Raw genomic sequence first — 17994 nt, 5'->3', positions numbered from 1 at the left:
GTCGTGTCCCTATCAGCGGTCCATCCGACGCGACCCGGCCCGGCGACAACGCCCCCCGGATCATCCGTACGGCAGGGGCGGTAAGTCGTGCCGAGCCGGGCGACCGAGCAGTCCTCGGCTGGGGACGATCAGAAGGTAACGGGGGGATGGTGCACGCCCTGGTTCTCGACGTCGTCGAACCACAGGGAGCGCCCGCGAGACTTGAGAGCAAGCAGCTCTGCTGCGCGGCAGCATCGCCCCACCCTCGACGGGGAGCAACCCCGATGTCGATCGTCACGGCCTCAGCTGCTCATGCCTTACGCCTCCGCAGCGTGGCCGTCCGGCCCGGCCGATGCCGGTCGGGCGTCGCCAGCAGGCCGGGGCCGGGCCGGCGCGGCCCGCTTGCGGGCCGTCTTGAGGCACGCAAGCGCGGCCTTACTGCCGCATCGCTGGACTCGATGTCGGAGATGCCGAGGGCCTTCCGGCCGCTGATGCGGCCTGCACTCTCTTGCGTCGTCGGCTGCGGCACCCTCCCATCGGTGACCAAGCTCCCGATGTCGGCGGTGGGATGGGCTGAACTGTGCCACCGCCGACATCGCTATCTACTTATGATCTTGAGGTTTGGGTTGGTGGCTGCTGAGCATGCGTACGGTGGTGCTCAGCTTGATCGGCGCGTCGTCGGGGCCCCTGAGGAAGGGGTGGATGTAGACGGGGCGGCGCAGCGATCGGCCTGGGCCGTGGGCTTGGTTGCGCCAGTGGCCGGAGACCCAGAACCGGCTGCTCTGGGAGCGCCCTTGGCTGCCTGGTGTCGGTTCCTGATCCGGCCGTGGGTTGGTGCGGCGGCCGCGGATGCGCACGATGCGCACCTCGGGTACGGGCCGGTTGGTGCGGGCGTAGGTTTTGGCGACGGCTTTGTCGACTCCTGCCGTGGTGACTTCTGCGGTTTGCTGGGCGATCAGCAGCCACGTCGCGACCAGCGCTGCCGCCGGGTGGTCACCGGGTATCAGGTGCTGTTCGGGGAGGTGGGCTGCGCTCATGGGTGCGAGCCAGCCGACCTGTTCGCGTAGCCGCTGCAGCGGTTTGCCGTCGAGTCCCGCGCCGATGGTGCGGTAGAGGACCACCTGCCGGCCGTCGATGGTGTCGGTCCAGGATGCGGCGGTGAGCTGCCGGTGTGTCACTGGCCGGGGCCAGATGAGCATTCCGTTGGCCGAGGGGATGAGGTCGCGGCTGATGTGTACGTCGGGAAGCTGTGCTGCGGCGTGCTCGGCCAGGTCGGTGAAGTCGTTGTCGATCCAGTACAGGTGTGATCGGTCCAGGCCGGTGGCGATCTGGTCCCGTAGGTCGGTGATTCCGAGCGTGGCAGGCAGGTTGTCGGTGCCTCGGTAGAAGCGGGTGAGCCGGTCGCGTACCTTGGGCAGCTCTGCGGCGGCGATGGTGGTTGCCGGCCAGGCGGTCGTCGTGATGAGCGTCCGGCCGGGCAGTCGGGCGTTGAGGAACGCGAGGTGCAGTTCCTGGATTCGTTCTCGTGCCTGTGGATGGTTGGCGAGGCCAAGTGCCCGTACCGCGCGGTCGATGACCTTGTCGTTGCGGCCCTCGTCGATGTGGGTTTGGCAGGTCGCGCATGCTGCCCAGGAGTGGCCGAAGTCTTGGACCAGCCCTGCGGTGGGGCCGATGGCGATGGCGGTAACCTCGCCGCCGCGCAGTGCCCAGATCGGGTACGCGTCGCCGCAGAAGTCGCAGCTGCGGCGGACGGTGTCGAGCTTGCTGACCGGGACGGGTGTCGGGTCGTGTCCGTCGGTGGTGAGGTGGGTCGGGTGTACGTAGGTGGGCGGCACGCCGAGGGTGTTCAGCGGGGAGAGGCAGGTCTGGCAGGCCATCTCCTCGCGCGGGGCGGTCATGCCCTGGCCCCGTCGCTCGGCTGGCGGCGGTCGCGCAGGCGATGTCCGCGACGGTGCTGGTCGGGCGGCATGGTCATGCCCGGCTGGTAGATGGCGTGTCGGTTCCGGCCATGCCGCTTGGCGTGGTACATGGCGATGTCGGCGCGGTGCAGGGCAACCTCAGTGAGGGGGCCGCTGGTGTCGACGAGGGCCAGGCCGACGCTGGCGGTGATGGTGACCGTGGCGGGGCTGCCGTCTGCCGTTAGCGCGACGGGCTGGGAGATGATCGTGGCGAAGGTGTCGGCGATGCGGTCCAGGTCGTCGGTGCGGGCCGGCAGGAGCGCGGCGTATTCGTCGCCGGCGAGGCGCGCGGCGGTGCCACCGTGAAGAGCGGCGATGTCGGTGATGCGGTCGCCGACTTCGATGAGGACGTCGTCTCCCCGGTCGTGGCCGTGGGTGTCGTTGACGTGTTTGAAGTCGTCGAGGTCGATCAGGGCGACGATGATGGGCCGTGCGGGGGCGGTTGTGGCGAGGGTTGCGTGCGCGGCCTGCAGGCCGGCGCGGTTGAGCATGCCGGTGAGCGGGTCGTGGAGCATCGCCGAGGTGGCGTCGGCGAGTTGGGTGCGGAGGCCGTGGATCGTCGGGCAGGCGGTGAGCCTGCCCAGGGCGAGGGCCACCACCGTGGTGGCGATCATGATCAGTGGTAGGGACACTGGGTTCCTCCTTTGCAGGAGAACCCGGGACGCGGACGTTTCCTAGGCGGCGCGTCCCGGGTCCTGATACGACGACGGCCCGCCTATGGCGGGCCGGGTTACGGGTTCGTGCGCTCGGGCTCACGGCATCGGTGATGGCGACGACCTCCCCCGAGGAGGCCTCATCGGGGCGATTCAGTCAGCAGTGCGCGTAGCGGCGTACCTGCGAGTTGGTGGCAGCCGTTGGCGGCCGATGCGACGTCAGCCAACCGGGGGTTGGTGTCAGCGGCGCACCGGGTGCGCGGCCTGGTCGGCGCGGAGTCTGGCCGGTAGGTCGGCTGGTATCTCGGCGTAGGGTTCGACGGCCAGAAGCACCTCGGCCGGGTCGAGAATCGCCTCGATCCGCCCGAGGTGGACGGTGTCGGGTTCGTGGTCAGGGTCGGTGACCGGGTCCCAGGTGAAGTCGACGACGGTGGCGACGTACGTGCGGTGGGGGTTCCAGCCGACCTGGATGGTGTACCGCTCGAACCCGGGTTTGGGTGTGAGGGTGTACAGGCTCATGGGTTCCTTTCCTGGGGTTGCTGCCCATGCCCGGCACGTCATGCGCCCGCAGCAGGTGGTGCAGCTACGGCCACTGACCTGGATGGTCTTGCCGGGCGGAGAGTTGCGTCGTCGTGGCTCACTCCCCCGTCGTGGCCCACGCCGTTGGGCGCCTGCGGGGTCTGGTCCGCCCGCTGCCGGGCAGGGAGCACGGCGCGCTGATGCGCCCCGAATAGGGGGCGAGCAGGGGTGCCGGCGGCGGGTGCGCCGATGCTCATGCCGGCAGGTGGCGGGCGCGTTCCTCCGCCACTTCGATGATTTTGTCGCGGCGTGCGGCGGGCAGGTCGGCGAGCAGGTCGACGTAGTGCTGTTCCTCGGCGGTGAGCGGCTCGGCGAACGCCGCCTTGTAGGCCAGCCGCGCTGCCTCGTGTGCGGCCTCGATCGGGCCGCTGTGGTCGTAGGCGGAGGTCACCTGGCGAAGCTGCGCGGCTGCGGTGAGGGGGTCTCGGGACAGGGTGGTGTCGTAGAGGCGGAAGTTCGCCGGAAGGTCGGCCGCGGTGATCGCGGTGATCAGGCAGAGGTTGGCTTGGACGTCGTAGGCGAATGCCTGGGTGCGGGTGGGCGTTTCGCCGCGGGCGCGCAGGGCGGCGCGTTCGGCGTGCCAGCGCAGTCGGGCTTCTTCGGCGGTGCGGGCGAGAGACAGCAGGATGCTGCGAATGGGATCCACCGTGGTTACTCCTGTCCTGAGGGGGCGTTCGGGTTCGATGGGTTGGGGTGGGTGCCGGTGATCGCCTGCTCGACGACGGAGGGCGGCAGACCGGCGTGCAGGGCCTGCAGGAGCAGGTCGGCGAGCTGGTAGTCGGGGTCGAGCTGCAGGGCACGCTCGGCGGCCAGGACGGCCAGGACGCCGTCACCGCAGCGCCATGCGGTGAGCGCGAGTACGGTCGCGGGCGCCGGCACGAGCGGCTTGTCGGCGCGGCGGGTGACCTCGGCCCAGAAGGTGACGTGCTGGTCGTGCGGTTGGGTGAGGTCAACGGCGAGGTCCCGCACGGGCCTGTGCGTCAGCAGCACGGTCAGCCAGGCCACCTCGTCGTCGGTGAGACGTGCGCCGCCGTCGTGCTGTCGCAGCGCGCCGCGGAGCGCGTGGGCACCGGCCTCGTACACCGCGGTGCTGCCGGCGGTTTTCAAGGCCGCCATGCGGGCGGTGGCCTCGTTCGTGGCGTGTCGGATGCCGTCGCCGGTGGCGTCGTCGGTGGCGTCGTCGGTGGTGAAGCGGCTGGCCACCGCCGCCCGGTCCGGCCGTGCGACGAGCCCGGCGACGGTCGCGTGCACGGCGATGAGCGAGCCGGTGGGGTCGAAGGGGGTGCCGTGTGGTGGGCAGCAGGCGGGATCGTCGCAGGTGAGGTTGAAGATGCGGGTTTCGGTGACCCGCAGCAGTTCCCGCACGGCCAGGCCGGTGGCGGTGAACGCATCGTCGACGGCGCGCAGTGCCGGGTCGACGTGTCCCTGGGCGCCGTAGCCGACGATCACGAGGTCGGTGATCGGTTGCTGCCGCTGCACGACCGGGACGAGGTGTGCGGTGAGCTCGTGCAGGTGGTGTGCGGGGGATCCGGGGGCCGGTAGGTCGCCTCGGGCGGCGAATACGATCCGCCGGTCTCGGCAGGCGATCACGACGATGCTGCCGTCGCCGGGATGGAAGCCGATCAGGTACGGCACCGCGGTCGCCAGGTCGGCTGAGGATCGGACCGTCAGTTTGTTCTCGGAGAACGACACGAGGGTCTCCCAACAGAGAGTGGGGTCGGTGAAGGAGTGGGACGCCGGCGGGACCGCGCTGTCGTGGCTGCCGCCGCGCGCAGCGCCGATCCGCCAGCAGGCGCCAGCCGCAGGCCGCCCGTGGGAGGCAGGGCTCGGATGGCACCTGCTCAGGGCCGCAGAGATATCCGCGGCGAACGGTTCAGTCGAGCAAAAGGCGGCCACCGGTTGGTGGCCGCCTGAGGAGATGGTGGTGCCGCGCCCCGGGCGCATGGGCGAGGGGCGTGGGGTTTGTGGGTGCCAGATCCGAGGCTGGCGGCGGCGGCCGACCGTGGCTGGTGGGCGCGATGCCGTCGCGCGAGGCGTCAGATCAGAGGCACATGGAAAGTAAGGAGAGCCCTCAAGTTAGCCGTTCCGGAAGCGTCGTCGGCCGGGCTGTCAGGTTCGGCCTCTGGCAGAACCTGACAGCCCGGCAATCCCCTCCCCCGTGTCGGATCTGCTGGCCGAAGCGGCACCCGCCGGGACTGAGGCCCGCCTGGCTGATCTCGTCAACCAGCACGCTCGCGCTGCTCGGGCCAGTGACGGGAGACCCGCTGCGGGACTCCTGGCCGCGAGCGGCGCAACACCGGGCCGGGGCGGGCCCACCGGTCACCTGGTAGGCAGCTGGTGACCGGTACAGCGGGACCGGCAGCGGGATCGCCCCTTCTGGGACATCGCCGCGACGGGCCAGACATAAGGCGGGCGATGGTGGCTTGCGCCGCCGCCCCTGGCCCCTCAGACGGGGTCGCCGCGGGCCGCTTCCGCGGATTGGTGAAGCCCTCCGGCGTCTGCCTTGCCAGGTCCAAAGCTCCTGCACCTGGCGAGGCTCTCAAGGGCGGCGAAGGACCAGCACGTCCTCGTGCGCCACCAGGTGCACGGGGATACCGTCGTCGCGGGCGCGGCGGACGGCTAGGAGCCCGAACATGCTGGCCCGGTGCACGATCTGCCCGTCGCGGACGGCGGCGAGCATCGCCGCTGTCCGCTCTACCGGGGTCAGCCCGGCTGACTGCGCGACGGCGAGCAGCTCGCCGGGCAGGTCGATCAGGTCGTCGCGTTGGCGGCGTACCGGTCGGGAGGTGATCACCACGGTCCCGCCGGGGCGCAGCATCTGGTAGCTGGCGGCCAGGATCGAGGCGAACCCGTCGAGCAGGCGGGACCATCCCGCGTAGGCGAGATTGCCGCGCTCCCGGTCTCCGTAGAGGTGGTCCCGCTTGCGTACCCCGGTGTTCGTCGTCTGCACGAGGCCGTGGGTCCCGCGCCCGTACGGTGGCGAGGTGAGCACGAGGCTCACCCGGCCGACCGCGGGGGCGAGCACCAGGTCGAGCCCACCGGTGGCGTCCCCGGTGAACACCGTCGCCGTGCCGGCGGCGCCCTGCGACGCGGCGAGGGCGATGTTGGCCTCGGCCAGCGCGGTGTAGCGGGGCTCGATGTCGATCCCGATGCCCTGCCGGCCGAGGTGCATGGCCTCCACCAATGTGGTGCCGCACCCGCACATCGGGTCGAACACCACATCGCCCGGCGCCGTGTACGAGCTGATCGCGTGCGCGGCCAGGTGAGGCAGCATCTTGGCCGGATGGCTGGAGGTCTGCCGGACGTAGCGGCCTCGCCGCTGATCACGGGCGGGTATCTGGCAGGTCAACCACACCGAGGTGATTGGAAGGGTCTCAGCCATCGACGTCCCCGGTCTCGATCGCGCTGCGGGTCAGGATCAGCACGTCGGTGTGGATCGCCAGCTGCGCCTGCTGGCCACGCTGGGCCGGCCGGTCGGCCGCCACGATGTGCTGCAGGTACGCCAGCCCGGCCCGCTTCGCGGCGATGACGACGTCGACCGGCAGGGTCACGTCGCCGTGCGGCAGCAGCACCGCCACGCAGCCGCCCGGCACGAGGCTGTCGCGGCAGCGAAGAAAAAAGCCGACCGGAGAGGCGTTGGGGAGCGGCCAGCCGGCGACGATCAGCGTCGCCGGCTCGCGGCCCCAGCCAACCGGGCGGGCCGCCTGCAGGTCACTGTGGCGGTGTGCCGCGATGACCGCGCGGGCCAACTGCGGCCCGTCGGCCAGGTCGATGATGAGGTCGCACGGGTGGGTGAGGTTGTGGACAAGCCGCACGCCCATCGCGTTGGACATGGTCTCGCCCTCGTGCGGGGCAGGGACCGGCCAGACGGTGATCGGCACAGGAGGGTCGCCGGGCACCACGTCCCCCATGGGGACCGGCGCGCGGTGGAAGTTTCTATCGGTCATGGGCAGGTGACCCCCGGACCGGCGGGCGTACTGACGATCCCCAGTACGCCGCTGACAGGCCGATCCAACCCGCCCCTCCCCTGACAGAAACGGTCAGCCCGGCCGCCTGAGACCCCCGGGGTGGTCGGCGCAGCGGCGAATCTGACACGAACCGCCAGGATCTGTCCCGGTCTGACACACGCTCGTGGTGTCAGGTCCGGCTGTCCCAATCGGGGGTCTCGAAGCCTTCGCGCAGGGCGAAGCGCTCCCCGTCGAGGAGGCATCACCATGGCCACACCCACCCGCACGAGGACAGGCGACACGGCGCTGACGACCGCCGAGGCAGCCTTCGAGCTACTGACCTGCGAACCGGCGCCACTGGTGTTCGACGCCCGCCCGGTACCAGGCCTGCCAGACACGACGATGCCGCTCGACGAGCTGCGCAAGCTGCTGGTGTACGGACGCTACGACAGCGACACCACTGACGAGCTGTGGCGGCAGTTGGCCCACCACGCCCGCGAATGGGGACCGGCCTGGGTCGTCGGCGCGATCGGCGTGGCCTTGCCCGCCCTGATGCACCTCGCGGCGAGGATCAGCCGCGGCTACACCCGGCATGCCGACGACGTCGACTCCGAAGTCCTCGCCGGGTTCCTTCAGGCACTGCGTGCGGCGGACCTCACCCCGCCCCGGTTGTGGCTGCGGCTGTGCTGGGCGGCGTGGCGCGCCGGGGCCGCGGTCGTCAAGGCCGACGCCGGCGAGGAGCTACCGCTGGACCTGTCCACCGGGTCGCGTTCGCCGAGGATGCCCTACGGGCATCCGGACCTGTTGCTCGGCCGGGCGGCCGCCGCCGGCCTGATCACGGCCGAGGCCGCTGAGCTGATCAGCGCCACCCGCTTCGGCGACGCGATGATTGCGCAGTTGGCCGCCGAGAAGGGTGTGACCGCGCCGGTCCTGCGGATGCGGCGCCGCCGCGCCGAACGCGTCGTGGCCGCCGCCGTCACGCGGGGCGACCTGTCCGGCCCGATTCGCTCATCCGGCCATCGCGAAGCCGCCATGGCGCCCTGACATCACCGCCCGGTTGGGCACGGCGGCTCGTTCACGCGTCGAGCTGCCGCCCTCGACGGCAGCTGAGCCGGCAGAGCAAGAGCACGAACGCACGCGATCGGCGGCATGAACGCCCCTGATGGCTAGTGCTGCGACCGGAAAGGTTCACCGGGTTGAGGTCGCACTGCACCGTCGCGTGCCCTGGCAGGATCTGCCGCATGTTCGAAGTGAGGCTCGACGCGCTGTCGCAGATGATGGCCGAGCACATGGCGATGCCATTCCCGCCGGGCTTCCGCGGCCTGGACATCGAGGGCCAGGACATGGTGCTGCTCGATGCGGACGCCTACGGCTACGCTTCCAGCGCCCTCAAAGGCCCGCTCGATGAGCAGCGTCGCGCGGGCTTGCTGAGGCTCACAGCGGTGTTCGAGACCGTTCTCCCGGCGATCGACGACGAGTACGCGACCACGTACTACACGCGCGTGCGCGACATGGTCGTGCTGGCCGCCGAAATCGAGGCCTTGCGCGGCAAGTAGGCCTCCGACCGGGAAGGGTCGCCGGGGCGGCGGTCGGGGCTGTTGGATGTGCGATGACGTCCGTTCCGACCGCTGGAGGTGCGGTGGCCGAGCCTGTCCGTGTGCGCAGACTGGCCGACCAGGAGGGGCAGAAACTGCAGCAGATCGTGCGCCGGGGCAGCACCAGCTCGGTGCGATACCGACGCGCGATGATGCTGCTGGCCTCGGCCGGCGGGAACCGCGTCCCGGTGATCGCACAGCTCGTGCAGGCCGACGGGGACACGGTCCGCGACGTGATCCACCGGTTCAACGAGATCGGCCTGGCTTGCCTGGACCCTCAGTGGGCGGGCGGCCGTCCCCGCCTGCTCAGCCCTGACGACGAGAGTTTCGTCATCCAGACGGCCACCACCCGCCCGACGAAGCTTGGCCAGCCCTTCACCCGCTGGTCCATCCGCAAACTCGCCGCCTACCTGCGGAAAGTCCACGGCCGCGTGGTCCGCATCGGCCGCGAGGCGTTACGCGGCCTCCTCGCCCGGCGCGGCGTCACCTTCCAGCGCACCAAGACCTGGAAGGAATCACCCGACCCCGACCGCGACGCCAAGCTCGACCGCATCGAGGAGGTCCTGGACCGCTTCCCCGCCCGGGTCTTCGCCTTCGACGAGTTCGGCCCGCTCGGCATCCGCCCCACCGCCGGCTCGGGTTGGGTCGCCGCCGGCCACCCCCAGCGGCACCCGGCGACCTATCACCGCACCCACGGTATCCGGTACTTCCACGGCTGCTACTCGGTCGGCGACGACACCCTGTGGGGCGTCAACCGTCGCAGGAAGGGGGCCGCGAACACCCTGGCCGCACTGAGGTCCATCCGAGCTGCCCGACCCGACAGCGCCCCCATCTAGTGATCTTGGGCAACCTGTCCGCCCATAAAGGTCAGAAGATCCGCCACTGGGCCAAGAAGCACCGGGTCGAGCTGTGCTTCACGCCCACCTACGCCTCCTGGGCCAACCCGATCGAGGCCCACTTCGGACCCCTACGGCAGTTCACCATCGCCAATTCCAACCACCGCAACCACACCGGCCAGGCCCGGGCCCTGCACGCCTACCTGCGCTGGCGTAACACCAACGCCCGCCACCCCGACGTCTTGGCCGCCCAACGTCGCGAAAGAGCCCGCATCCGCAGCGAGAAGGGCATCCGCTGGGGCGGACGCCCACTCACTGCGGCGGCCTGACCGACCCGGCGAACGTATGCGGTCGGAGCACTACCTGGGAAACCCACAAGCGGCATATGTGGAGCAGTGCGCGGAGTTTCAGGACGGCTTCGGCGCCGGCGCTCCGCCCGGCTGTCGACGCGTTCGTCCGACAAATTCGCTACCCGGCGGCCGGAGCGCAGTGATACACAACCGAGGTGCAAAACATTTTGGAGTTCCCCGAGGTCCTGCGGCTGATCGAAGACCGCTCGGCCGCGTTCCGCGCCGCGATCGCGTCCGCCCCCGACCTTGACGTCCAGGTCCCGACCTGCCCGGACTGGACGCTGCGCGAACTGGCGCAGCACCTCGGCGACGGCCGCCGCCGCCAGGCCGCCATCATCGCGGCGGGCCCGGGCGCTGAGCCCCCGGCGAGGACGGACCCGAAGGGCGCCCCGACCGCGCCCCGCGACCGCGAAGCCCTGGACGCCTGGCTCGCCGAGTCGACCGAGCTCATGCTCGACGCGATGCGCGAGGCCGGCCCGGACCGCGGCTGCTGGACCTGGTGGGGCCGCTCGCAGGCCCCGGAGAGCAGCGGAGCCGTGGCCCGGCACCAGATCCAGGAGATCGCCGTCCACACCTACGACGCCCAGCTCACCCAGGGGGCCGCACAGCCGCTGCCGACGGACGTCGCGGTCGAGGGCGTCGACGAGTTCCTGACGACCGTCTCGGCGACGACCGTCCCCTGGCCGTTCAAGCCGGCGACCATCGACCTGCACACGACCGAGGGCCGCTCCTGGCGCCTGACCCTCAACGCCGACGGTGTCCGCTGCGACAACCTCGCCGCCGACGCGGAGCCGGGCGACATGGCGATGCGAGGCGCAGCGAGCGAACTGGTCCTCTACTTCTACGAGCGCGTCCCGCTCGACGGCCTGGAGACCACCGGCGACACCGACCCGATGGAGCAGCTCGCAGACTGGGACCCGAACGCGTAAAACGCGCACTTGTGACGCATCTGTCGGTTGTGCGCGCGCTCCTGCGGGCGCCACTGGGCCCGGGGTTAGCGCAGGGCCTCGCGGCCGATGCGGATCACCCGGCCGTGCACCTTGCGCAGGTAGGCGAGCAGTTTGCGGATGGACCAGCGGGTGAAGGGCTGGCTGAGCTTGGTCGGGCGGGTGGTGGCCGTCTGGACGACGAAGTCCTCGTCGTCAGGGCCGAGCAGGCGGGGACGGCCTCCCGCCCACCGGGGGTCCAGGCAGGCCGGGCCGATCTGGTTGAACCGGTGGATCACGTCCCGCACCGTGTCCTCGTCGGCCTGCACCAACTGGGCGATCACTGGAACTCGGTTGCCGCCGGCCGAGGCCGGCAGCATCATCGCCCGTCGATAGCGCACTGTGTTGGTGCTGCCCCGGCGCACGATCCGTTGTAACTGCTGGCCCTCCTGGTCGGTCAGCCTCCTAATCTTGACCAGCTCCGGATCGACGCGGTCCAGGTCGTCCAGGCGGGGCAGCAGACACAAGCCCCCCTCCCGCTCGCAGCGCGTGAGGTGTACTCCTACTCCCTGAGCCCCATGGAGGCAGAAAGGCAGTGGCTCGCCACCCGAGTCCAGGCGCCCGATGACGAACAAAACTAACGACAAGACTGACTTCAAGAAGACCCTCGACGCCTACCAAGCGCAACGAGGCCGGTTCCGGATAGTCGACGTACCCGACATGCAGTACCTCATGACCGACGGCCACGGCGACCCCAACACCTCGCCCGCTTTCACAGAGGCGGTCGAGGCACTCTACCCAGTGGCGTACAAGCTGAAGTTCGCCAGCAAGCGGCACCTCGGGCGCGACTACGTCGTCCCGCCGCTGGAAGGCCTGTGGTGGGCCGAGGATATGGACTCCTTCACCACGGTTCGGGACAAGTCACGCTGGGACTGGACGCTGATGCTGATGGTCCCCGACTGGATCGACCAGACCATGTTCACGACCGCCGTCGAGCAAACCGGGGCGAAGCACCAACCGGCGCGTCTCAACGACGTCCGCCTCGAGACGCTGGCCGAGGGGCGGTGCGTGCAGACGCTGCACGTCGGTTCTTTCGACGACGAGGCCGACGTGCTCGCGCAACTGCATCATGAGTTCATCCCTGGCCACAGCCTTCGCATGGTTGGCACACACCACGAGATCTACCTGAGTGACTTCCGCAAGGTCGCACCCGACAAGCGGCGCACTATCCTCAGGCAGCCGATCACCGTCGGCACTGGAGCGTGAGCGGCTGGAGTCGGGCGTTGGGCGTCGGACCCCCGACCACGCCGATGACCGCACACCCGCCCGTCACAACGACAGCTTAGGTGCGGATGCAGCCGTATCACCGGTCAGGCACGGGTTGCGTGCGAATCTCGGTGGAGCGGTCGAGCCCCGATCGGTGAAGATGCGGTCGTGTCCGTTCCCGCCCGTCAGATCCGTGCCCGCTACTCGGCCGACACGGTGACCGTGTACCAGGCATATTCCCCGCAGGTGGCGGTGCCGGCGGTGGCGGCCGGTCGCTTCGTGGCCCCTTCAAACGGGACCGGATGACGTGGATCAAGCCGTCCTTCCTGTGGATGATGTACCGCTGCGGCTGGGCCACCAAGCCGGGGCAGGAGCGCGTGCTCTCCATCGACATCACCCGAGAGGGCTTCGAGCGGGCGCTGGCTCGAGCCTGCCTGAGTCACTACGACCGGGACGTGCACGGCGACAAGACCACGTGGGCGCGGCAGCTGAAGACCAGCCCGGTACGAGTGCAGTGGGATCCGGAACGGACACTGCACCTCAAGGCGCTCCCGTACCGCTCGCTGCAGGTCGGGTTGTCCGGCGAGGCCGTCCACCAGTACCTCGACGACTGGACGGTCGCCATTACGGACATCACCCCCACCGTCCACCGCATCCGGGAACTCCTACACGCCAACGACAGCGGCAGCGGCCCACCTCCCCGTCGAACATGTCTACCCACTGCCGGCTCCGATCGGCGTTCGCCTCGATGCCAGCCAGGACGCCACGGTGAGGAGGCACCCGGACAGTGTCAGGGCAGTGGCCATCGCCCGGCAGGCCACGGCCGCTCGGCGGCAGAAGGGTAAGCAGGTGATCTGACAAAGAATCGATGTTTGCCGCGACCCAAGGGCCGTACTACGTACGACGTGGTCGGGTGTCGAGCAAGCCGGCTCCCGCCTCCACCTCTGCCCTCTGCCCTCTGCCCTCTGCCCAGATCCAGTGACGCGCCATTACCCAGAGGTACGAACGTATGCCTAGTCCCACTAAGCGGCTGATCACGAGGATCAGACGCGACTTCCCGGCCCCAGGCAGCTCAGACGAGGTCATCCGGTGGCTCACCCAGTTGCCGTCGGATGCGTACGGACGTCAGGATCCGGAGCGCGTGCAGACCGCCCTGGTGCTCGCGGCGTCGGGCCAGTGGGGTCAGTTCGTCGCCGGAATAGAACTGCTTCGAGTGGATTGGCGGGATGTACTCGTGGCGGGCGGTCTTGCTGAGGGTGACTGGCCGGCACGTCTCAATGTGGAACTCCCCGATCAGGACAGCGTGGACTGACATCCAGTGCCCCTTCGGCAGCACCTGCCACGCGCCGGTTCCGCCGGCTGAGGCGTACTCATCTCGGAAGACCCGTGCGCGGAGCGCCACCGCGTGACGCGCGGATAGCGGCATGAGAGTGGATCCTTGCTAGTCGCACGCAACCTCGCGGCGAGGGTCAGAATTTGAGTAGATCGAGGTCACGAACGCAGAAACCGTGGTGCGCCCACTCCTCGTCCAGTACCACCTGAACGCACTCCAGCACCGACTTTCCCCTGGCATACGGCGGCCAACCCGGGCCCGCCGGCACTGGCGCGAGCGCCGAGAGCTGATCGGCCGTCACCGTCGACAGCCAACGCTCTAGCTCAGCGCCTTGCACGTCTCGCGCGGCCAGCACCTCGTCGAGACTGGGGGCCGCCGCTCGGTCCAGGCCCTGCTCCTCCTGGTCAGGGACGAACTCGGACGCCAGCCCGATCGCGGTGAACGGCTCGGTCGATCCCAGACAGCAGCGGCGGAACCACGAGTCGTGCACGAACACCAGATGGCGCTGGGTCTCTACCGCCGACCATTCGCCGCCGACGCGCTGCTGCTCCGAACCCCTGGGCATCGCTCGCAGCCGCTCGATCGTCTCCGCCCAGCCGGCCCGCAGCTGCCGGACAGCCTGCAACAGGTCCGCCGGATCGGCTGAGCGGAGCAGCAACCGCACCGGATACCGGCGGTCAAGCTCGGCTTCGACATACGACGTCACCTCGACTCCGTTGACCACCAGATTGGTGACCAGCCCGTCGATCACAGCGTCCTGCATTACCACCCCGATCAGACGAGCGCGGGTCAAGTCACACTCGCGGAACTCGGCATCAGTCAAGTCCTGGTCCTTGAAGCTCGCCATGCCGGGCAGTATCCACCGGCGTACCGACAACCTCGCAGTTACCGCGGGTAGAGGGTGCTGTAGCCGGGCCTGGAGGCTGCCAGCGGAAACACGCCGAGCCGGCGACCTCGCACCATACGAGACGAGGTCAATGTTCGGCTGGGTACACGCGAGCGACCGTCGATGTCCAGATGCGCACGTGGGCGTGCCATGAGCAGCCACTCGCTGAACGTCCTCAATTCGGCACGTCGACGCCCGCGATCGGCGCCGAGATCACCATCGGTGACGAGCCCTTCGCGGCATAGCGGACGGGGTTAGCGGAAGTCCGTTGTCGAATCAAGCGCGTACTGTCGCCAGCTCATCAAATCTGGCCGTTCCGGCTCCAGATCATGACGCCGGTGGGGCGCGGTTGACTACTGGTCCACACCTGGAACAGGCGGATAGCGAGTTCGTCGGAGCGCCACCATCGATCACACGGCCCCGATGCCTCCGGGACTGGCGGCAGTGCGGCGAGGAGCTCGCCAAGGTGTGCATTGGTCATGTCATTGGGGACCCACGCCTCCAACGAACTGGGTGGCACAGGCTCCCAGTCGTACAGCTCGTCCATGAGCGCGTGTCCCTCGATCAGGTGATTGATCGAGGGACAGACGTCCAGGAAGGGGCCGCCATCGCTCACCCCGAATCGGCCGTCAGTGTGCGCGAGGTAGAACACGGGTGACGACACGCGCTCCCCGTACCACGCGAATGACCACCCCGTGCGCTCCGCCCGAACCAAGTCGAGCAGGTCAAATTGCCAGCGGCGGAGGGTGTCGAGGCGCTCGTCGCCAATGCGGACCTTGCGGCGAACGTCGTAGCACAGCCCGCCGAAGCGGGCCGCGAAGCCTTCCCTCCTGACCATCAACTCAAGGGGTGCCGCAATCAGCCGTCCCGACCGGTCTGGCACTTGCATAAAATCGGTCAGCAGCCGAGGCTGCTCAGGCTGCCGGGTCCCGACGCGACACAGGAACGCCTGAGCCCTCGGGGACAGACCGTCGGGGTCGTCGAGCACATGCACATGAACTTCCCAGCTGACTGGTGCTCCGCTCTCGCGAGCCTAGGACATGCGCGTCAATGACTGCCAGCGGACATCAGACGTACGCACATCGGCAGATCCGCGCGCCGAGCAGCCGGACGGAGTTGTCACACAGCCTAGCGATCGCATCGCGGCATGCGCGAGCGTCTGCGGCGGTGCCCGGTGAACGAGGTCTGGCTGCTAAGCGTGGTCGATGGAAGTCGCCTGCGACCAACGCACCCTCCAGAGCCCACCGTCCCGGTCGCGGCGATAGCAGTCGACATGCCAGCACTCCAGCAGCCCCGCCTCTTGTCCCCCGACCGCGATGTCGATGAGTGACCGGTAGCGCAGAACGGCCAGGTCGCCGTCCACCATCACGTCGATGCTCGACACCGCCTCGAAGCGACGGTAGTTGATGTCACCTGATGCGATGCCGCCGAGGTACTGCTCCTTGGACCAGACCCCGCCGCTGGGATGAACGAGCTCGAAATCCGGAGCGTGCAAGGCATCTGCTTCTGCCAGTCTCACTTCGACCAGCGCCCGAAGCCGCCGCCGTTCAGTGTTCGCCATCTCCGTTGCCAGGGCATCTGCTGTCACGTCGGCAACCTAACCACCTGGGCGCTCGTGTGACCGTCCGCATCGCGCTTAGGCAGGCGTCAGCGTCCGATGCCGTCCGTGGCACGTCCTCACATCGGCACGACCGGACGCCGACCCGAGCGAGCATCGTGACGTTGCGTAGCGCGCGACTTGCGGCAGATCCGTGCGTGGCGGTGGACACGTGATGACGGTGATGATCTCCTGTCTCGCTGGCCACGCCGCCGTGGGATGGGTAAGGTCGGCCACCGCCCCGGCCTTGTGACCGGGAACCCGCTGGTGGTTGTATCGATAGGGTTCAATCGGTCAACGAGCGGGCAAGCACTTGCTTGGTCCGGTTGCGAAGGGCATCGAGCTCGGCGGAACTGCCTCTCACCCCGATGAGGAGTTCGATGGCGGCCTGCAGGTACTCCAGGGCGATGATGTGCTCGTCGAATGGAGCGTCGACCTCGAACTGATCGAGCAGAACCTCGAAGTCGGCCAGTACCGCCTCGGCGCGAGTGGCGGCTCGGTCCGGATCGCCGTTGCGCTGGATGCAGCGGGCCGACTCGATCATCGCTCGTCCGACGAAGGCGTGAGATTGGCCCAGCAGGCGGGTGACGATGCGTCCCACCAGTGCGAGGCCACGCTCCTCAAGCTCCGGGTCGGGTTGGGCAGCGAACTTCGCGGTGACCTGACGGGCAGCCGCGGCGAGCGCGACACCGTCGACCCACTCCTGGGAACCCTCCGGGGCACAAGGCTGCTGCCCCAACCGGGCGATGCACGCTTCGGCTGCGACCGATAGTGACGTCGCTGCTTCGAGGAGGAGGTGGAAGCGTATCCGACCCGTCTCCTGCGACGCGACTGCCAACCGTGCGACCTCGAGCGCCACGGCGACGTCCTCGGTGCCATGCGTGGGCTCGCCACGCCTGGCCCGATCCAGGAGAGCCTGCGCCCGCGCCCGCTCCTCGGGCGATGGCCCAAGAGCTCCATCATCGACGGTCAGTCCGAGCTCAAGCCGGTATGACGTCCACGCCAACGGGTCCTTGACGGGATCCGGCTCGTTCGCAGGGTTGCCGGACGCGGCACGAACGACTCCACCCCCGACACGGTCCATTGCGAGCCGTGCATCATCGAACGGCAGCGCGAACCGCTCGGTCAAGACGGCAAGGACATCGCGACGGCGCGTCCCCTCCTCGTCGGCCGCCCGGAGATACACGACAAGGGCGCGTACCGATGTTCCCCGAGCAAGGCGCACAGTCAGGTCGTCCGTCCATTCCACGGCACGAGGATGCCCGTCCCGACCTCGAACCACAAGCGAGCCGACTCTCGGCGCCCAGCGACTCGCGCTTCACACCGCGGCACGTCGTTCCCTGGGCTCAGGACCGGCAGTGGAGATTGTCCGATTGGCGGGCTGGCCACTCCCAGATCATCACGCGAGTTGTCGATCGCCATTGCACGCTCGTCACAAGCAGTGACGGCGTACGTTGCTCGAGTCGCGGCAGATCCGCATGCACAGGTGGCGATGTCAACGGGCTCAGCGTAGGTTCGGCGCGTGCTGGATGCGTGGCTACTGACCCTGACCACCGACATCGCGCGGCAAGTCAGGCAATGGCGGGCTGAAGGCTATACATGGCGCGCCATCGCAGCATGCGCCGACGACGCATGGGGCACCGACTCCCGTGGCAACCAACTGTTCGGCGAAGACTTGTGCCTGGCGAGCGCCCGGATGCTCGGCGAGAATCCGAACGCCGATCCGTGGAACTGACCCGGTTTCACGAGTATCCCTCGACCGACGCTGCTCCACCGCTGTGACAGCCTAATCTGGTCCGCATGCACGGCGCGCTGTCATCGGCATGTCCGGCTACGTCTAAACGCCCACTCCGTGGCAGCCGACTACGCTGCGTGACGCCCGGTCGGCGGCATGAGAGTTAACGGTTCCTGGCGGAGTCTACCGGTCAACATGGTCCTGCCCTCGTCGCTGCGTCAGAGCAGAGTGACCGCGTCGCGGCGGCGATGTAGCGGCGGCCGTGCGGCGCACGATCAGAATGGTGCGGGTCCGCGGCCTGCCAACGACATCAACACCTGCGTGGCGAGTAGCTTGCGTATGCCGGTGACGGCG

Annotated in this window: 18 protein-coding genes and 2 pseudogenes; 7 read left to right on the top strand and 13 right to left on the bottom strand. The window is 69.0% G+C overall.

Features of this window, described 5'->3' with window-relative positions; genetic code table 11:
- Positions 1–581 precede the first annotated feature (581 nt).
- From NCC78_RS02395 to NCC78_RS02365, 7 genes are all read right to left on the bottom strand, one after another.
- Positions 582–1877 (bottom strand): hypothetical protein, encoded by a 1296-nt coding sequence (locus tag NCC78_RS02395; RefSeq protein WP_250791426.1) that lies wholly within the window; start codon positions 1875–1877, stop codon positions 582–584.
- Positions 1874–2569, bottom strand: coding sequence for a GGDEF domain-containing protein (locus NCC78_RS02390; RefSeq protein WP_250791425.1), 696 nt, complete (start codon positions 2567–2569; stop codon positions 1874–1876). The genes NCC78_RS02395 and NCC78_RS02390 overlap by 4 nt, the downstream gene beginning before the upstream one ends.
- 261 nt (positions 2570–2830) lie before the next feature.
- Positions 2831–3109, bottom strand: coding sequence for a hypothetical protein (locus NCC78_RS02385; protein ID WP_250791424.1), 279 nt, complete (start codon positions 3107–3109; stop codon positions 2831–2833).
- A gap of 253 nt (positions 3110–3362) precedes the next feature.
- Complete coding sequence (locus NCC78_RS02380; protein WP_250791422.1) at positions 3363–3815, bottom strand: hypothetical protein; 453 nt, start codon at positions 3813–3815, stop codon at positions 3363–3365.
- A gap of 5 nt (positions 3816–3820) precedes the next feature.
- The gene (locus NCC78_RS02375) at positions 3821–4861 is read right to left on the bottom strand and encodes a DUF4192 domain-containing protein (RefSeq protein ID WP_250791420.1); all 1041 of its coding nucleotides are present in this window, start codon (positions 4859–4861) and stop codon (positions 3821–3823) included.
- Positions 4862–5708: 847 nt separating this feature from the next.
- Positions 5709–6551, bottom strand: a complete 843-nt coding sequence (locus NCC78_RS02370; RefSeq protein ID WP_250791419.1) for a TRM11 family SAM-dependent methyltransferase — start codon at positions 6549–6551, stop codon at positions 5709–5711.
- Complete coding sequence (locus NCC78_RS02365) at positions 6544–7116, bottom strand: hypothetical protein (protein ID WP_250791417.1); 573 nt, start codon at positions 7114–7116, stop codon at positions 6544–6546. The genes NCC78_RS02370 and NCC78_RS02365 overlap by 8 nt, the downstream gene beginning before the upstream one ends.
- A gap of 267 nt (positions 7117–7383) precedes the next feature.
- Here NCC78_RS02365 and NCC78_RS02360 point away from each other — a divergent pair, with 267 nt between their 5' ends.
- The 4 genes and pseudogenes from NCC78_RS02360 to NCC78_RS02345 all read left to right on the top strand — a co-directional run bounded on the left by NCC78_RS02360 (position 7384) and on the right by NCC78_RS02345 (position 10826).
- The gene (locus NCC78_RS02360) at positions 7384–8160 is read left to right on the top strand and encodes a hypothetical protein (RefSeq protein WP_250791415.1); all 777 of its coding nucleotides are present in this window, start codon (positions 7384–7386) and stop codon (positions 8158–8160) included.
- Positions 8161–8357: 197 nt separating this feature from the next.
- The gene (locus NCC78_RS02355; RefSeq protein WP_250791413.1) at positions 8358–8672 is read left to right on the top strand and encodes a hypothetical protein; all 315 of its coding nucleotides are present in this window, start codon (positions 8358–8360) and stop codon (positions 8670–8672) included.
- Between the two features lie 83 nt (positions 8673–8755).
- Positions 8756–9876, top strand: a pseudogene (locus NCC78_RS02350) (IS630 family transposase).
- A gap of 176 nt (positions 9877–10052) precedes the next feature.
- Positions 10053–10826: a maleylpyruvate isomerase N-terminal domain-containing protein gene (locus tag NCC78_RS02345; RefSeq protein WP_250791411.1), complete on the top strand. Its 774-nt coding sequence runs from the start codon at positions 10053–10055 to the stop codon at positions 10824–10826.
- A gap of 65 nt (positions 10827–10891) precedes the next feature.
- Here the strand turns inward: NCC78_RS02345 and NCC78_RS02340 are convergent, their stop codons facing one another.
- Positions 10892–11350, bottom strand: a complete 459-nt coding sequence (locus NCC78_RS02340; protein ID WP_250791409.1) for a helix-turn-helix domain-containing protein — start codon at positions 11348–11350, stop codon at positions 10892–10894.
- A 97-nt stretch (positions 11351–11447) separates the two neighbouring features.
- Here NCC78_RS02340 and NCC78_RS02335 point away from each other — a divergent pair, with 97 nt between their 5' ends.
- Both NCC78_RS02335 and NCC78_RS02330 read left to right on the top strand, forming a co-directional pair.
- Positions 11448–12089 (top strand): GyrI-like domain-containing protein, encoded by a 642-nt coding sequence (locus tag NCC78_RS02335; RefSeq protein WP_250791407.1) that lies wholly within the window; start codon positions 11448–11450, stop codon positions 12087–12089.
- Between the two features lie 168 nt (positions 12090–12257).
- Positions 12258–12947, top strand: a pseudogene (locus NCC78_RS02330) (DUF4291 domain-containing protein).
- A 214-nt stretch (positions 12948–13161) separates the two neighbouring features.
- Here NCC78_RS02330 and NCC78_RS02325 read toward each other — a convergent pair.
- From NCC78_RS02325 to NCC78_RS02305, 5 genes are all read right to left on the bottom strand, one after another.
- Positions 13162–13404, bottom strand: coding sequence for a hypothetical protein (locus tag NCC78_RS02325; protein WP_250791405.1), 243 nt, complete (start codon positions 13402–13404; stop codon positions 13162–13164).
- A gap of 154 nt (positions 13405–13558) precedes the next feature.
- The gene (locus tag NCC78_RS02320; RefSeq protein ID WP_250791403.1) at positions 13559–14269 is read right to left on the bottom strand and encodes a DinB family protein; all 711 of its coding nucleotides are present in this window, start codon (positions 14267–14269) and stop codon (positions 13559–13561) included.
- A gap of 340 nt (positions 14270–14609) precedes the next feature.
- Entirely contained in the window at positions 14610–15302 is a 693-nt protein-coding gene (locus tag NCC78_RS02315) for a hypothetical protein (protein WP_250791401.1), read from the bottom strand.
- Positions 15303–15500: 198 nt separating this feature from the next.
- Entirely contained in the window at positions 15501–15896 is a 396-nt protein-coding gene (locus tag NCC78_RS02310) for a nuclear transport factor 2 family protein (RefSeq protein WP_250791399.1), read from the bottom strand.
- A gap of 295 nt (positions 15897–16191) precedes the next feature.
- Positions 16192–17154, bottom strand: a complete 963-nt coding sequence (locus NCC78_RS02305; protein ID WP_250791397.1) for a hypothetical protein — start codon at positions 17152–17154, stop codon at positions 16192–16194.
- Between the two features lie 273 nt (positions 17155–17427).
- Here NCC78_RS02305 and NCC78_RS02300 point away from each other — a divergent pair, with 273 nt between their 5' ends.
- Positions 17428–17640: a hypothetical protein gene (locus NCC78_RS02300; RefSeq protein WP_250791395.1), complete on the top strand. Its 213-nt coding sequence runs from the start codon at positions 17428–17430 to the stop codon at positions 17638–17640.
- The last annotated feature ends 354 nt before the right edge of the window (positions 17641–17994 follow it).

Origin of the sequence: Micromonospora phytophila (genome assembly GCF_023656545.1) — a bacterium.
Classification (GTDB): domain Bacteria; phylum Actinomycetota; class Actinomycetes; order Mycobacteriales; family Micromonosporaceae; genus Micromonospora; species Micromonospora phytophila.
The sequence above is the reverse complement of the archived record's forward strand: the minus strand, read 5'-3'. Positions and strand labels throughout refer to the sequence as shown.

Bases quoted from the DNA above. Each gene is read 5' to 3' on its own strand.
- NCC78_RS02370 (WP_250791419.1), bottom strand. From the start codon at position 6,551: ATGGCTGAGACCCTTCCAATCACCTCGGTGTGGTTGACCTGCCAGATA.
- NCC78_RS02325 (WP_250791405.1), bottom strand. From the start codon at position 13,404: ATGTCAGTCCACGCTGTCCTGATCGGGGAGTTCCACATTGAGACGTGC.
- NCC78_RS02335 (WP_250791407.1), top strand. From the start codon at position 11,448: ATGACGAACAAAACTAACGACAAGACTGACTTCAAGAAGACCCTCGAC.
- NCC78_RS02395 (WP_250791426.1), bottom strand. From the start codon at position 1,877: ATGACCGCCCCGCGCGAGGAGATGGCCTGCCAGACCTGCCTCTCCCCG.
- NCC78_RS02360 (WP_250791415.1), top strand. From the start codon at position 7,384: ATGGCCACACCCACCCGCACGAGGACAGGCGACACGGCGCTGACGACC.
- NCC78_RS02320 (WP_250791403.1), bottom strand. From the start codon at position 14,269: ATGGCGAGCTTCAAGGACCAGGACTTGACTGATGCCGAGTTCCGCGAG.
- NCC78_RS02355 (WP_250791413.1), top strand. From the start codon at position 8,358: ATGTTCGAAGTGAGGCTCGACGCGCTGTCGCAGATGATGGCCGAGCAC.
- NCC78_RS02365 (WP_250791417.1), bottom strand. From the start codon at position 7,116: ATGACCGATAGAAACTTCCACCGCGCGCCGGTCCCCATGGGGGACGTG.
- NCC78_RS02385 (WP_250791424.1), bottom strand. From the start codon at position 3,109: ATGAGCCTGTACACCCTCACACCCAAACCCGGGTTCGAGCGGTACACC.